This window comes from Bacillus sp. GS3m_15504, assembly GCF_055825275.1.
Genome location: NZ_JBVVNL010000001.1, coordinates 1,094,221 through 1,110,253, shown reverse-complemented (window position 1 = coordinate 1,110,253; position 16,033 = coordinate 1,094,221). Strand labels below are relative to the sequence as shown.

The 16,033-nt window shown below is 35.7% G+C and carries 15 protein-coding genes and 1 pseudogene; 4 read left to right on the top strand and 12 right to left on the bottom strand.

The genetic code is table 11. The annotated features are described in order from the left end of the window. The first annotated feature begins 153 nt into the window (after positions 1–153). Positions 154–399 (top strand): hypothetical protein, encoded by a 246-nt coding sequence (locus AC0L0O_RS06000; protein ID WP_000814422.1) that lies wholly within the window; start codon positions 154–156, stop codon positions 397–399. Positions 400–461: 62 nt separating this feature from the next. On the opposite strand, the gene entD is transcribed toward AC0L0O_RS06000, so the two are convergent. From entD to gabP, 8 genes are all read right to left on the bottom strand, one after another. Further along, positions 462–1,394 carry a cell wall-binding protein EntD gene (gene entD, locus AC0L0O_RS05995; protein WP_000734623.1) on the bottom strand — a complete coding sequence of 311 codons (933 nt, stop codon included), beginning with the start codon at positions 1,392–1,394 and terminating at the stop codon, positions 462–464. 348 nt (positions 1,395–1,742) lie between these two features. Continuing rightward, a complete protein-coding gene (locus AC0L0O_RS05990) occupies positions 1,743–3,599 on the bottom strand; it encodes a PTS fructose transporter subunit IIABC (RefSeq protein ID WP_428889694.1) in 1,857 nt (618 codons plus the stop codon). 13 nt (positions 3,600–3,612) lie between these two features. Beyond that, positions 3,613–4,524, bottom strand: a complete 912-nt coding sequence (gene pfkB / locus AC0L0O_RS05985) for a 1-phosphofructokinase (protein ID WP_473785665.1) — start codon at positions 4,522–4,524, stop codon at positions 3,613–3,615. Beyond that, positions 4,521–5,273 (bottom strand): DeoR/GlpR family DNA-binding transcription regulator, encoded by a 753-nt coding sequence (locus AC0L0O_RS05980; RefSeq protein ID WP_000957268.1) that lies wholly within the window; start codon positions 5,271–5,273, stop codon positions 4,521–4,523. The genes pfkB and AC0L0O_RS05980 overlap by 4 nt, the downstream gene beginning before the upstream one ends. A 158-nt stretch (positions 5,274–5,431) precedes the next feature. Continuing rightward, entirely contained in the window at positions 5,432–6,595 is a 1,164-nt protein-coding gene (locus AC0L0O_RS05975) for an iron-containing alcohol dehydrogenase (RefSeq protein ID WP_088356884.1), read from the bottom strand. A gap of 116 nt (positions 6,596–6,711) precedes the next feature. Further along, positions 6,712–7,254 carry a DUF420 domain-containing protein gene (locus tag AC0L0O_RS05970; RefSeq protein ID WP_000228316.1) on the bottom strand — a complete coding sequence of 181 codons (543 nt, stop codon included), beginning with the start codon at positions 7,252–7,254 and terminating at the stop codon, positions 6,712–6,714. Between the two features lie 312 nt (positions 7,255–7,566). After that, positions 7,567–7,908 carry a hypothetical protein gene (locus AC0L0O_RS05965; RefSeq protein ID WP_128294764.1) on the bottom strand — a complete coding sequence of 114 codons (342 nt, stop codon included), beginning with the start codon at positions 7,906–7,908 and terminating at the stop codon, positions 7,567–7,569. 111 nt (positions 7,909–8,019) lie between these two features. Then, positions 8,020–9,414, bottom strand: coding sequence for a GABA permease (gene gabP / locus AC0L0O_RS05960; protein ID WP_000360123.1), 1,395 nt, complete (start codon positions 9,412–9,414; stop codon positions 8,020–8,022). A 422-nt stretch (positions 9,415–9,836) separates the two neighbouring features. Here gabP and AC0L0O_RS05955 point away from each other — a divergent pair, with 422 nt between their 5' ends. After that, positions 9,837–10,919 carry a chitinase gene (locus AC0L0O_RS05955; protein WP_003298146.1) on the top strand — a complete coding sequence of 361 codons (1,083 nt, stop codon included), beginning with the start codon at positions 9,837–9,839 and terminating at the stop codon, positions 10,917–10,919. Positions 10,920–10,972: 53 nt separating this feature from the next. On the opposite strand, the gene AC0L0O_RS05950 is transcribed toward AC0L0O_RS05955, so the two are convergent. Both AC0L0O_RS05950 and AC0L0O_RS05945 read right to left on the bottom strand, forming a co-directional pair. Continuing rightward, positions 10,973–11,116, bottom strand: coding sequence for a hypothetical protein (locus AC0L0O_RS05950; RefSeq protein ID WP_003298148.1), 144 nt, complete (start codon positions 11,114–11,116; stop codon positions 10,973–10,975). Next, complete coding sequence (locus AC0L0O_RS05945) at positions 11,116–12,009, bottom strand: metallophosphoesterase (RefSeq protein ID WP_001095324.1); 894 nt, start codon at positions 12,007–12,009, stop codon at positions 11,116–11,118. Before AC0L0O_RS05945 ends, AC0L0O_RS05950 begins: the two co-directional genes overlap by 1 nt. Positions 12,010–12,205: 196 nt before the next feature. On the opposite strand from AC0L0O_RS05945, the gene AC0L0O_RS05940 reads away from it, so the two are divergent. Beyond that, on the top strand, positions 12,206–13,021 hold the full coding sequence (locus AC0L0O_RS05940; RefSeq protein WP_473785664.1) for a formate/nitrite transporter family protein: 816 nt from the start codon (positions 12,206–12,208) through the stop codon (positions 13,019–13,021). 142 nt (positions 13,022–13,163) lie between these two features. After that, positions 13,164–13,436 carry an HU family DNA-binding protein gene (locus tag AC0L0O_RS05935; RefSeq protein ID WP_001043904.1) on the top strand — a complete coding sequence of 91 codons (273 nt, stop codon included), beginning with the start codon at positions 13,164–13,166 and terminating at the stop codon, positions 13,434–13,436. 31 nt (positions 13,437–13,467) lie between these two features. Here AC0L0O_RS05935 and AC0L0O_RS05930 read toward each other — a convergent pair. Both AC0L0O_RS05930 and AC0L0O_RS05925 read right to left on the bottom strand, forming a co-directional pair. Then, positions 13,468–13,548: pseudogene (locus AC0L0O_RS05930) on the bottom strand (GNAT family N-acetyltransferase); the annotation flags it as partial. After that, positions 13,548–15,965 carry a heavy metal translocating P-type ATPase gene (locus AC0L0O_RS05925; protein WP_001005303.1) on the bottom strand — a complete coding sequence of 806 codons (2,418 nt, stop codon included), beginning with the start codon at positions 15,963–15,965 and terminating at the stop codon, positions 13,548–13,550. The pseudogene AC0L0O_RS05930 and the gene AC0L0O_RS05925, both read right to left, overlap by 1 nt. Between the last annotated feature and the right edge of the window lie 68 nt (positions 15,966–16,033).

Sequence of the window (16,033 nt, the reverse complement as noted above, 5' to 3'; positions counted from 1 at the left end):
TCCATCTATTGATTATATCCAATCTTACCAATTTTAACGGCATGTTTGCAAGTTCTTTCATTACGGTACATGAAATTACAAATAAAAAAGAACATAGTTTGTCCAATTCCGCATATACATGATTAAAAATACCTTCGAGAGGATGAGTTAACTATGAAACAATCCACTATCAATTTTTCATCTTTGACAAAAGACCTCATTTTAGCTACTGCTACAAAAGAACAAAATTGTTCACAAGAAGAATTGTACTTCGCCTTAAATTGTTTGCTACGTTCTTTTCATTCTACTCTCCAAGAAACAACATTACATACAGAAAATAAAAATACAGAGTATATACAAAATCAATTTTGCAGCGCATATAAAATTATTACAGGTAAAACGATTTATCCTTTTCAATAATCCATAAAAGGCGGTTGCTTACATACTTTCAAGCAACCGCCTTTTATATTAATACATATATACTACTCTATAACTTTCACTTTTACAGATTTGCGCCCCCAGCTATTAGCACTACCATCTGAGCCAACTAAAACATCAATACGATTTCCTTTAATCGCACCACCAGTATCTCCAGCAATCGCTTCTCCATATCCTTCTACCCATACTTTTGATCCAAGCGGAATTACTTTAGGATCAACAGCAATTACTTTCATATTTGGATTAGCTGTCAAATCATGCCCCATTGCAGTTAATACACGACCACCATACGTACCATTCTCACTTGGATGCGCTGTATACGCTGTCGCTTCCACTGTTATTTCACGTCCACCAGCAGGTGCACTTGTTCCCTTAGATTTTGCAACCTGTTGCACAGCTGGCTTTGCTTTTGCCACAGGTTTACTTGATTCCACATTCTTAACAGACTCTTTGTTCTTAACTACTTTATTATTTTTAACCGGTGCATTCACTCTTACCGGCGCTTCTTCTTGCGTTACAACTTCTTTCTTTTCAACCACAGGTGCCGTCCCTGTTAAAAATGGCACGTGAACATATCCAACTTTTCCATTGTAGTCAAATTGTAACCACTCATTTTGAACTTGATTGGTCGTTTCAATTACATCATCTTTATTTAGTTTACCAAGGATTTCAGAGTCAGTATTCGCTCCGGCACGAACATTTAACACGCCCGCCGTTACATAATATGTACTTTTTGTAAATTCAGCACTTACAAACGCTTCTTTACCATTTACTTTAATTTTTGTCCATCCATTTTCTGTATTTATAACATCTAATTTATTTCCACTTAACATTTTACCTACAAGCTTTGACTCTACAGTTGGGTTTTCTCTAACATTTAATACGTCTGTTGTTACAATCGTTTCCGCTTTCGCAGAACCTGCAAAAATCCCAAGACCAAAAACTGCCGCCGTTGCTATACCTAATAATTTTTTCATGAATAGCCTCCATTTGCTTTGTTTTCGTATTTTCATTATAGCAACGGATTTTTAAGATTTTTAGAAAACACACAATTACAAACCATTCGTAATATACGATTAATGAGTTGTAACATAAATTTCCATATTAATGAATTACATTTCCAATAGAATTCCCAATAGTTTTCATATATTTTCCACATACAAGCACCAGAATTTTTTTCCAAAAAAAATTACAGTATTACTTTTTTGTTACAAAAAAACCATATTTCATTACATCTTTTACCAAAATTCATCATTCTCCAATTATTAACCTCCTTTTTTGTAATAAAAAGGAGCAGCTTATAAAAGCTACTCCCTTTACACGTATTATTTAACTTTCTTTTTCCAAATCCCCATCATAAGTGCAGAAACAACTGCCCCTATCAATATCGAGAAAATATATAACACTGGTTTATTTACTAATGCTATAACAAACAATCCACCATGCGGTGCCGGTAATGTAATTTGGAATAACATAGATAATGCACCCGCAATACTTGAACCGACAACACAACTGACAATTACTCGAACCGGATCTGCAGCTGCAAATGGAATCGCACCTTCTGTAATAAACGATGCTCCCATAATATAATTTGTTAAACCAGACTTACGTTCCGCTTCTGTAAACTTCGATTTAAAGAATGTAGTTGCTAATGCAATTGCAAGCGGCGGTACCATACCACCAGCCATAACCGCTGAGTGCACCCCAAAGTTCTGTGCTTCTATTGCAGCAATACCAAATGTAAATGCTGCTTTATTAATTGGACCACCCATATCAATTGCCATCATCGCACCTAAAATAAGACCTAGTAATATAGCATTTGTACCGTTCAAACCATTTAACCATCCTGTTAACATTTCATTCAATGCTACTACAGGCGGAATTACTACTTTTTGCATAACAACTCCTGTAATCAATAATCCAAAGACTGGATATAACAAAACAGGTTTAATACCTTCTAACTGTACTGGTAATCCTGAAAATAGTCTTTTTAGCCCTAAGACAACATATCCAGCTAAGAAACCAGCAATTAATCCACCTAAAAAGCCAGCATTCGCATGTGCCGCTAAAAATCCTCCGACAACACCAGGCATAAAACCAGGACGATCAGCAATAGAACTCGCAATAAATCCTGCTAAAATTGGTACAAGGAATAAAAATGCCCCTGTTCCCCCTCCTCCAATAGACATGAACAATTCAGCTAAAGGACCTTCTGCTTTTATACCACCAAACGAAAACGCTAGCGCAATTAAAATCCCACCACCAACAACGAATGGAAGCATATTACTTACGCCGTTCATTAAATGCTTATAAATTCCTAATCCTTTTTCTTTTTCTGTACTTTCTGTCTTTCCATCTTCTTTTATTCCTTTAAAGATTGGTGCATCCTGTTTTACAGCACGATTAAGAAGTTTTTCAGTTTTTCTAATCCCGTCAGCGACTGGCACTTGAATGACATGTTTACCAGCAAAACGATTCATTTCTACTTGTTTATCTGCCGCAACAATTATAGCTGTTGCGCGTTCAATATCCTCTTTCGTTAAACCGTTTTTTATACCTGTTGATCCATTCGTTTCAACTTTAATTGCAATTCCTAGCTCTGCTGCTTTTGCTTTCAAACTATCCGCAGCCATATATGTGTGAGCGATTCCAGTTGGACAAGCTGTAACAGCTAATACGTACGGTTCATTCCCTTCTGGTTGTGCAACTTCTACCTCTTCTTCTTTTTCATTTTCTTTTTCATCAAATAGACGAAGAAGTTCCTCTTCATCCTTTGCTTCTAACAATTGCTTACGAAATCCTTCATCCATTAATAGTGTAGATAAGCGTGATAACGTTTCTAAATGCGTATTATTCGCCCCTTCACTCGCAGCAATCATAAAGAATAAATGCGCAGGCTGTCCGTCAAGCGATTCATAGTTGATACCGCTTACACTTCTACCAAAACAAATCGCTGGTTGCTTAACAGCTTTTGTTTTCGCATGAGGTATAGCAATCCCTTCACCAATGCCAGTTGTACTTTGTGACTCCCGCTTTAAAATAGCTTCTTTAAATTCAGCTTTACTATTTAAACGATTTGCCCCGTTTAATTTCTCAACTAATTCATCTATGACAGCTTCTTTATTTGAAGCTGTCAAATTCATAATAACTGTATCCCTTTTTAATAGTTCTGTAATTTTCATATGCTGCTTCCCCCTATCGCTTAGTTACAGTTACTTGCGACAATAATTCTTCTACTTTTTCCTTTTCACATAAATCAGCTGAAAATGCTGTTGCACTCCCCGTTGCAACGCCATATTGAAATGCCTTTTCAATATCTTTTGTCTGTTCATATTTACCTACAAATCCAGCAACGAGAGAATCTCCAGCCCCAACCGAATTAATTACAACACCTTTTGGAACTGTTGCTTCATATATACCTTCTGCCGTAAACAATAAAGCTCCATCTCCGGCCATTGATACGATAACGTGCTCTACACCTTGTTCAATTAATTTTCTTCCATACGGTAAAATATCTTCTGCTGTTGAAATTTCTACTCCAAATAACTCACCAAGTTCATGATGATTTGGCTTTATTAAAAATGGTTTATTTTTAACTACATGCTGCAAAGCACTACCACTTGCATCTACTACTACACGAATACCTTTTTCAGCTCCGAACGCTGCGATTGATTCATAAAAAGTAGTTGGAATAGACGCCGGTACACTTCCAGCTAGTACAACATAATCTCCCTTTTGCATACTTTCAATTTGTTTCATTAATTGTTCAAATTGTTCATTTGTCACACTAGGTCCTTGCCCATTTAATTCTGTTTCTTCTTGCCCTTTTATTTTCACATTAATTCGAGAATCTCCATCTACTTGGACGAAGTTTGTTATTACCCCTTCCGTCTGTAATACATCTTTAATAAATCGACCGGTAAATCCACCAGTAAATCCAAGTGCTACATTTTCAACACCTAAGCGATGAAGAACACGAGAAACATTAATCCCTTTCCCCCCAGGAAACTTCATATCTTTCTCCGCTCGATTTACTGCGCCTAAATCTAAGGAATTAACTTGTACTACATAATCAATAGATGGGTTTAAAGTTACTGTATAGATCATTGTTTATCAGCCTCAATTACATTGGTTTGTCTTTTATATTTTTCTAAATCAATTTCTAAATGGTTTGTAATAATATTTGCCTCTTCAACATTGGCAATTTTCGCAAACGCAACTTCCGAAAACTTACTTTCATCAATTAAGAAATATCCTTCATTTGCTAATGTTAATGCCATTTGCTTTAAAAGCGCCTCTTCCGGATCTGGTGTTGTAAAACCAAGCTGTTCATGTACACCATTCGCTCCTAAAAAACATTTATCAAAACGATACTTCTGCATACTTTCCTGTGCCATAGCACCGATTAAAGCTTTCGTCCTACTCTTCATCATTCCGCCTAGTAAATAGGCACGAATATTATTTTCAACTAAAGCTTCAATATGCATAAGTCCATTCGTAACGACAGTAACATCTTTATTTATTAAAAATGGAATCATTTCAAATGTTGTACTTCCTGCATCTAAATAAATGCAATCACCTTGTTCCACAACGCTAGCCGCATACTTCGCAATTTGTTGTTTTATCTGAATGTTTTTGGATGATTTTTCAACCATCGTCGGCTCCTGTCCTTTTCCTGTTAAAACAGCCGCACCACCGTGAACTCTTTTTAATAACCGTTGTTTTTCCAATTGCGCTAAATCACGACGAATTGTTGATTCAGAGCTCGCTGTTCTTTCCACTAATTGCTGTAATTTAACAACCTTCTGCTCTTTTACAAGTTGCAATATCATTTGATGACGTTCAGGAGTTAACATTTTATTCACCTCTTCTTTGATTACAGTATAATGAAAACGATCACAAAAATCAACCATAAACATTCACAAATAACCAAAAACAATCACAAACAGTTATAAACAACAAAAAAGAAACCCATTTGATTGTGATATCAAATGGGTTTCTTTACTCCATTCACTTATAAGGAAGCTTTATATATGCTTAAAACATCGTCTTTATTTAATTTTTTAAAGTTACCAAATTCGCCATTAGCCATCGCTTTATCCGCCATTACATCAATTTCATTTTCTCCAATAGTGTAATCAGATAGTGTTACTGGTGCCTCAATTGAAGTCCAAAATTGACGTAACGCCTCAATTCCTTCTAACGCAATTTCTCGATCAGTCTTTCCATCTGTTTTTACATCGAATACACGAATAGCAAACTGTTTAAAACGACTTACATTTTCATCTACAACATGCTTCATCCAGTTCGGGAATAGAATAGCTAAGCCGCCTCCATGCGGTATGTCATGAACCGCAGAAACTGCATGCTCAATATTATGAGTTGCCCAGTCCCCTTTTACCCCCATCGCCAAAATACCATTTAACGCCATAGTACCGCAATATAAAATCGTTTCTCTATGCTCATAATTTTCTAGATCACTTAAAAGCTTAGGAGCTGTCTCAATTACTGTTTTTAAAACAGATTCACAATAACGATCTTGTAATTCTGTATTTGTTCCATGATGGAAATATTGTTCTAATACGTGCGACATAATATCTACCATACCGTAAATTGTTTGATCTTTCGGTACAGACGCAGTATGGGCCGGATCTAAAATTGAAAACTGCGGGAAAGTAACAGGGCTACCCCATCCATATTTTTCATTCGTTTCCCAATTTGTAATGACAGAACCAGCATTCATTTCAGATCCTGTTGCCGCAAGAGTAAGCACAGTACCAAATGGTAATGCCTCACTGGCAAATGTTTTTTTCGTTACAATATCCCACACATCTCCATCGTACTTACTACCAGCTGCAATTGCCTTCGTACAGTCGATTACACTACCTCCACCAACTGCTAAAATAAATTCAACACCATTATCTTTACAAATTTGAATCCCTTTCTTCACAGTTGATACACGTGGATTCGGTTCAACACCTGTCAATTCAAATACTTCTGCATTTATTTCCTTTAAAATAGAAATTACATTATCATAAATACCGTTTCTTTTAATGCTGCCTCCCCCGTATACGAGAAGAACTTTTTTACCGAACTGTGGAATTTCAGTTTTTAACTGTTCTAATTGACCTTTACCAAAAATAAGTTTCGTTGGATTACGAAATACAAAATTTTGCATATCCCTTTACCATCCCTTCTATATGAAAAGCAACTATACTTTTGTATACCATATTTTTTTCATTTCACAAAAATATTTGCCTAACAAAAAAATCCCAGCCTACAGGCTGAGATTTTTTATTGATAATAAGGTGAGATCATTAAGTAAACAATAACACCAGATAAACTTACATATAACCAAATCGGCATCGTCCAACGTACAATTTTACGATGACGTGTTAATTGATTTGTAAAACCAAATACAAGTGCAAACAATGCAAGTGGTACGATAATTGCTGCTAGGATAATATGTGTAATTAAAATGATGAAATACACATATTTAATGAATCCTTCGCCACCAAAATGTGTTGCTGGCGCCAAGTAATGATACGATAAATAAGAAACACAAAATAGCAACGTCGTCGTAAATGCTGCTAGGATAAAACCACGGTGCATTTTCACGTTCTTCTTAATAATAGAGTATAAAGCTGCTAATAAGAATACGAACGTAAAGCTATTAAAAATTGCGTTTAACATTGGTAAAATGGTTACATCAAAATGTACTTCTCCTTCATAACCAACAGGTCCAAAGAACAAAAATAAAATAATCGCATTTACAATTACAGAAAGCGTTATCACAATAGGAGCATAGCTTTTCTGATTTGTTGATTGATCTACCAAAATGGTCACTCCCTCTTCCTTCAAATATGTATACGTAACCTCACTATTTTAACATACTATTCACAGTGTAAATGTGACAATAGTTTGACACAGCAAGATAAGAAAAAGAAAAAATCCTTCTTAATAAAACTTCTTAAGAAGGATTTTATCGCTTTATTATTCAAATAGCAATGCGATTAGTTTTTGTTAAAAAATGTATCGCTATATGCTTGAAAAATTTCAGACACTTGATATCCCATTAAAGAAATTGCTGTTAATGAAAAGAAACCAATCATAAGAAATCGAAACCACATATAAATCTCCTCCTTGTATTTAGCTAAAAACATTCGCTACATTACAAGTTGAGTGGAACTCTTCATCGTCACTTTCCTTTTTCTTTACAATTGCTGTAATAAATCGAATCATAAAGAAAACTACAAAAGGAAATTGTTCGTAATTTACCTTGGCATAGTTTAGCAACGGCTCGCGCTGCATATCGAACGGGGATGAGAAGGAATAGAACATACCTTGCTCTTCCATATATACAATTACAATTTTCATGCAAAATACGATTCCTAGAAACGAAACAATATCTTGCCATTCTGTCGTATATAACAGGTTATATAGCTCTAATACGTACTCTTCCATCGTCATCCCCCCTTCCTTTTTTATCATTTTGCTCGCCTTCGTATAAAAAGTCAAGAAAAAAGTTTATATTCACTATGACAATAGTAATTACTCTTTTCTACCAATGGTTGGATGTAGCATTTCTTAGAAAACAAGAAATTAAAATCGGACAGATTCCTCATTCTTACTTTTAGTATTCAACACTGTACTATTTTTATTTCTATTAAAAATAAAATAAGAAATGATTATAAGAACAGTAACAAGCATCGTCAAAAGTGCTTGTGAACGTAAAGATTCAATGGCAAGCATCGCAATTAAAACTGCTATAATAGCTGCAATTGTAACATACGTCACATACGGGAAAAACCACATTTTCACTTTCAAATTTTGTTGTTCTACCCTTCCCATTTTTTTACGAATCTTTAAATGCGAAATAGCTATAACGAGATAAACGAGTAACGCAATCCCACCAGAGGCATTCACTAAAAATAAAAAGACTTTATCTGGAGATATGTAACTAAAAACAACTCCAATATAAGCGAAGAACGTTCCGAATAAAACGGCCCGAACTGGAACACCACTACTGTTCAATTTCAAGAACGCCTTTGGAGCATCTCCTCTTTCCGCCATCGAAAAAAGCATTCTTGAGTTCGTATATAAACCAGAATTTAAACAAGAAAGTACAGCTGTTAAAACGATAAAATTCATAATTTGCGCTGCCGCTGGTATCCCTATATGTTCTAGCACCGCTACAAACGGACTTTTTAGTATGTTTGCTGAATTCCACGGAAGAAGTGTAACAACTACAGCGATAGATCCAATGAAAAATACGAGAATACGCCAAATTACACTATTTGTTGCTGTTTTTACTGCTTTTACAGGTTCTGCAGACTCACCAGCTGCTACCGCTACAATCTCTGATCCCATAAATGAAAATATAACGACAGTAATTCCAAGTAGCACCGAACTTATACCGTTTGGCATAAATCCTCCTTGCCCCACTAAGTTCGAAGTGCCAGGTGCTTCCGTTCCTGGTACAAATCCTAAAATAACAGCTAGTCCAAGACAAAGGAACAAAACAATACTTATTACTTTAATAAAAGAAAACCAATATTCAAACTCTCCAAATGATTTCACTGAAAAAACATTCGTCAATGTTAATAAAATCGTTAATATTAAGCTTAATAACCAAAGCGGGATTTCTGGAATCCAGTACTGAATAATACCAGCACCCGCTGTGGCTTCTATCGCAATAACAATTACCCAGAAAAACCAATATAGCCACCCAATTGTATAACCGGCCCACGGACCAATTGCTTCTCTTGCATATGTTGCAAATGATCCACTTGTCGGGTTAATAGCTGCCATTTCCCCAAGCATTCTCATAACGAAAACGACTAAAAGTCCTGCTAATGCATATGAAACGATAGAACCTGGTCCTGCTGAATGCACAACTGCCCCACTTCCAACAAACAAACCAGCTCCTATTACGCCGCCAATTGAGATCATTGTAATGTGGCGTATTTTGAGGTCTTTCTTAAGATTTTTATCCAACTCTTATACATCCCCTTCCAAACGTAATTTTGAAATTTGCCCCGCATTAACGGGCAGTAAGACCCCCACCTCCAAATTCAGCGGAAACAAAGAAGTTAGGCGGGAATCTACTGCCCGTAAATGCCCGATTGGTGAGGGCTGATAATCAGCGGGGGATGAACAATCCCCCCACTGATTAAAGTTTCACTTTATGTAAGAGTATTATATGAAAAACCTTGGCCTACACTTTAAAATATATCAAAATATTCTGAATTTAACAATTGTAATGCAAGCTCCTATGAAAATTATTACATTAGGTTTATTAATTTTCCATATACAATTGTTGAGAAAATTATAGCCACCTTACAAAAGAACGAATTTTCAGATATCATTAAATAAACAAGATTATACATCTAGACAACTTTTTGTATAGGAGTGTTGATATGTTAAACAAGTTCAAATTCATTTGTTGTACGTTAGTCATTTTTTTACTGCTACCACTAGCCCCCTTTCAAGCACAAGCAGCAAACAATTTAGGATCAAAACTACTCGTTGGATACTGGCATAACTTTGATAACGGTACTGGCATTATTAAATTAAGAGACGTTTCACCAAAATGGGATGTAATCAATGTATCTTTCGGTGAAACTGGTGGTGATCGTTCTACTGTTGAATTTTCTCCTGTGTATGGTACAGATGCAGAGTTCAAATCAGATATTTCTTATTTAAAGAGTAAAGGAAAAAAAGTAGTTCTTTCAATCGGTGGACAAAATGGGGTCGTTTTACTTCCTGACAATGCCGCTAAGCAACGCTTTATTAATTCCATACAATCTCTAATCGATAAATACGGTTTTGATGGAATAGATATTGACCTTGAATCAGGTATTTACTTAAACGGAAATGACACTAATTTCAAAAACCCAACTACTCCTCAAATCGTAAATCTTATTTCGGCTATTCGAACAATCTCAGATCATTATGGTCCAGATTTTCTATTAAGCATGGCTCCTGAAACAGCTTATGTTCAAGGCGGTTATAGCGCATACGGAAGCATCTGGGGGGCATATTTACCGATTATTTACGGAGTGAAAGACAAACTAACATACATTCACGTTCAACACTACAACGCTGGCAGTGGTATTGGAATGGACGGTAATAACTACAATCAAGGTACAGCAGACTACGAAGTCGCAATGGCAGATATGCTCTTACACGGTTTTCCTATAGGTGGTAATGCAAATAACATGTTCCCAGCTCTTCGTTCGGATCAAGTAATGATTGGACTTCCTGCAGCACCAGCGGCTGCTCCAAGTGGTGGGTATATTTCTCCAACTGAAATGAAAAAAGCTTTAGATTATATCATTAAGGGAATTCCTTTCGGAGGAAAGTATAAACTTTCAAATGAGAGTGGCTATCCTGCATTCCGCGGTCTAATGTCTTGGTCTATTAATTGGGATGCAAAAAACAACTTTGAATTCTCTAGTAACTATAGAACATATTTCGATGCGCTCCCCTTGCAAAAATAATAAAAACAACAATAGGTTTTATATGACCTATTGTTGTTTTTTATTTATACAAATTACTTTTTCACTTCTACATGATGAAGAGATTCTTTTCCATCTCTTACATAACTATCTATACGGCTTAAAAGGAATTTACCACCAATTAACATCGCTCGTTCATCAAAATCAAATTGAGAATGATGATGTGGAATTGAATACATTAGTTACTATTTTGCTTCAATACAAATACTGAAAGTTCAGGTACACTCCAAAATCTAACAGGCATTCGGGTTGTCCCAATCCCTCGATTTACATATAAATATAATGGCTTGTTCTTCCCTTCTAATTCATACATACCTTCAACATGACTCTCAGCCAGTTTTGTCGTAATTAACGGACCTATAAAAGGAATTTGAACTTGTCCTCCGTGACTATGTCCTGACAGTTGCAAATCAACCGGGTAACGAGTTACTTTATCTACAACATCCGGCTCATGTACTAATAGCATATTGAAATCTTCTTGTCTTACATGTTTTAAAGTCGAATCTATTTGTGGCTTCCCTAATAAAAAATCATCTAAACCTGATATTGTAATATACTTGCCGTTTTCCGCTTTAATTTTCTGCACTTCATTTACTAACACAGTGAAACCAGCTTCCTCCATATATTTTTTATAAAATAAACTACCTCCCCCGCCTCTATCATGATTCCCAAACACTGCATATTTCCCTAAGGGCGCATGTATTTTTTGTAAAATACCTTTCGCTTCTTCTCTTTCGGCTTTATACGATCCAAACTTATCTATTAAATCCCCTGTGAAAACTACTACATCTGGACGTAACGCATTCATCTTCTCCACCAAATTTTCTAGTTGTTTCAGTGTGAATTCTGGCCCTAAATGCACATCTGAAAACTGCAATATTTTTTTATTATGAAACTCTTTAGGAATTGTAGAAGCTTCTATTTCATTCCACGTAACTGTTACTAGTTTTCGTTCTATTTCTGTCGCATAGAAATACAAACTTATAGAAATCATTACTATACTTATGAAACTGATTATAGATATGTTGACAATTGATTTTTTCTGTTCTTCTTTTACATGATTCGTATTCATGTTCTCACCTCTAGACGTACTTTAAAGCCTTATTGTTACATGAATGTGACAACACGAACAATGTTAGTTATATCCTATTTCATCCCTGCTCACTTTGACAAATTTATACAGAAGTCATAACATATTTTTATAATACATAGATTCTTAAAAATGTTCCATCTATTTATTTCATCATTTTATTAAGGAGAGATTATTCATGTCTGTATTTACACCAGAAGAAATTACGGAACTTGCTGCTAATTCTGGAAGAAAAAAAGCTCATTTATCACTACTCCCTATGCTAATTCTCGGTTTTTTTGGCGGTGCTTTCATAGCATTAGGGTATTTACTCGATATTCATGTTATTGGAACAATGCCAAAGGCTTGGGGATCATTTACTAGTTTTCTAGGTGCCGCTGTATTCCCTATCGGTCTTATACTCGTTATTCTTGCAGGCGGTGAGTTAGTAACTGGCAATATGATGACCGTTTCAATGGCGTGGCTTCATAAAAAAATCGACTTATTTCACTTCATTCGAAATTTAGTCATTGTTACGTTTAGCAACTTCATAGGTGCTGTATTCGTTGCTTATTTTTTCGGTCATATCGTCGGATTAGCAGAGGGCGCTTTTTTAGCGAAAACAGTTTCTGTTGCGCAAGCTAAACTACAAGATACACCACTACAAGCTTTCATTTCTGCAATCGGATGTAATTGGCTTGTTTGTTTAGCTGTTTGGCTCAGTATGGGAAGTAAAGAATTTATCGGAAAGATTATCGGTATTTGGTTCCCAGTTATGACTTTTGTTGCAATTGGATTTCAACACGTTGTAGCCAATATGTTTGTCATCCCAGCTGCAATTTTTGCCGGTCATTTAACTTGGATTGAATATTTTCCAAACTTTATTTTTGTTTTCTTTGGAAACTTAGTAGGCGGTATGTTATTTGTGGCATTACCTTATTTTATATCTTATAAAAAGAAACTGCCTTCCAAAGAAGTACAAACCGCATTAAAGAAAAAATCTGTATCCGCTTAAATGGAACGACTATACAGCAATCCTGAAAAATATTACAAATTCTATTTTTTTTTGCGAATATATGTACGTACACTTGTTCTCGAATGTTTTATACGTTATAATAACAACTTAAATAGCAATATTTACATATGAGGTGAAAAACATGAACAAAACAGAATTAATTAAAAACGTAGCACAAAATGCTGAGATTTCTCAAAAAGAAGCTACTGTAGTTGTACAAACTGTAGTAGAATCAATCACTAACACTTTAGCTGCTGGTGAAAAAGTACAACTTATCGGATTCGGTACATTCGAAGTTCGCGAAAGAGCTGCTCGTACAGGCCGTAACCCACAAACTGGTGAAGAAATGCAAATCGCAGCTTCTAAAGTACCTGCTTTCAAAGCTGGTAAAGAACTAAAAGAAGCTGTAAAATAATGAAAAAATAGCCTTCTCGTAAACGAGAAGGCTATTTTTTCATTACATAATTAGTAAAAACCTGACCATTATGCTGTTTCTTTTGTTCCTTTATGCAAATAAAGCCTTTACTTATTTTAACTTCACTCTTTGCAATCGTAATGCATTTAATACGACCGATACAGAACTAAATGCCATCGCCGCTCCTGCAACCCAAGGTGCTAAGAAACCGAACGCTGCAATCGGGATTCCTAAGCCGTTATAAGCTAGTGCCCAGAATAAATTTTGCTTAATATTTCTTATCGTCATTTTACTCATAAAGATTGCATCAGCAATACTATTTAAATCACCACGGATTAACGTAATATCTGCCGCTTCCATCGCTACATCCGTTCCTGTTCCAATTGCCATACCGATATCCGCCGTAGCAAGTGCTGGAGCATCATTTATTCCATCTCCAACCATTGCTACTTTCTTACCTTGCGCTTGAAGTTTTTTCACTTCTTCTGCTTTTCCTTCTGGTAATACTTCTGCAATTACGTGTTCAATACCAACTTGCCCCGCAATTGCCTGAGCAGTTTGCGTATTATCTCCTGTAATCATAACAACGTCTAGACCCATTTTCTTAAGCCTTGTAATAGCTGCTTTTGAAGTATCTTTTACAGTATCTGCAACAGCCACTATACCAGCATATTCTTTATTAATTGCAATAAGCATTGCTGTTTTACCTTCTCGTTCTAACTCTTCCATCGATTTAGAAACTTCTTCAATATCAATATTGAATTTCTTCATTAATCGGCGTGTACCAATTAATAATTGTTTCCCTTCTACGACTGATTCAATACCGAATCCAGGAATCGCTTCAAACGTTTCTGAACTTGGAATATCAATTTTCTTTTCTTTAATTCCTTCTACAATCGCTTCTGCAAGTGGGTGTTCAGAATTTTTTTCTGCCGCACCTACTAAACGTAATATTTCTTCTTCATTGAATCCATCTGCGACAATTACATCCGTTAACACTGGCTTTCCATTTGTCACAGTACCTGTTTTATCTAGAATAACTGTATCTAATCGATGCGTTGCTTCTAAATGCTCCCCGCCTTTAAATAAAATGCCATACTCAGCTGATCTTCCTGATCCAGCCATAATAGATGTAGGTGTCGCAAGACCTAATGCACATGGACAAGCGATAACAAGTACTGCTATCATTTTCTCAAGTGCTCCGCCAAAATCACCTGGTGTAACAAATATCATCCACACTGCAAATGTAATAATAGCAATCACAACTACAACCGGTACGAAAATACCTGAAATTTGATCTGCTACCCTTTGAATAGGAGCTTTTGAACCTTGAGCCTCTTCTACTACTTTAATAATTTGAGCTAACGCAGTATCTCTTCCTACCTTAGTTGCTTTCACTTTTAAAAATCCATTTTTATTCATTGTAGAACCGATTACTACATCCCCAATTGTTTTATCAACTGGAATACTTTCACCTGTTAACATTGATTCATCTATTGCTGACTTTCCTTCTACAATCTCACCATCTACCGGAATTTTTTCACCAGGTTTTACATAAACGATATCACCAGCTACTACTTCTTCAATTAAAATTTTCATTTCTGTTCCATCTCGCATAACTGTAGCTGTCTTTGCTTGTAAACCCATCAACTTTTTAATTGCTTCTGATGAACGTCCCTTTGCTTTTGCTTCAAATAGTTTACCTAAAATAATTAGTGTAATAAGTACCGCGCTCGTTTCAAAATATAAATCTGTCATATGTTCCGAAGAACCGATAGATTGAATGCTTAAATACACACTATAAAAATAAGCGGCCGACGTTCCAAGTGCCACGAGAACATCCATATTAGCACTTTTATTACGTAACGCTTTATAAGCCCCAACATAAAACTGTCCACCAATGATAAATTGAACTGGCGTTGCAAGAGCTAGCTGTACCCAAGGGTTCATAAGCATATCAGGTAAATAAATAAACGATGTAAATGAGAAGTGACTTACCATTGCCCATAGTAACGGGAATGATAAAATAAACGAAATGATAAACTTCTTCTTTTGCCGCTCAATTTCTTGTAAGCGGTGATCAGTTGATTCATCTTGCTCATCTGATTTTACTTCCAATTTATATCCTAATTTCGTAATTGCACTCTTCATTTCATTTACATTAATTTCATCAGGATTAAAATCTACTGTAGCTGATTCCAAAGCGAAATTTACTGTCGCCCCGTTCACACCTTCTAACTTATTTAAACGCTTTTCTACTCTATTGGCACATGCTGCGCATGTCATTCCTGAAACAGTAAATTCAGCTTTATCACTTACAATTCCATATCCTAATGATTCAACTTTTTCCTTAAATTGTTGCGGATTTGTTTTTTGGGGATCATACATTATTTTGGTTTTTTCAAGTGCAAAATTTACATTTGCATCATGAACACCTTCTACTTTTTTCAGACCTTTTTCAATTCTATTTGCACATGCCGCACATGTCATTCCTGATATTTGCAGATTGGCCTCTTTTTGTTCATTCATGTCTCTCACCTCTATATACCCTTATGAGGTATAATTATTAGCAAAATAAATCGTACTTCCTATAAAGT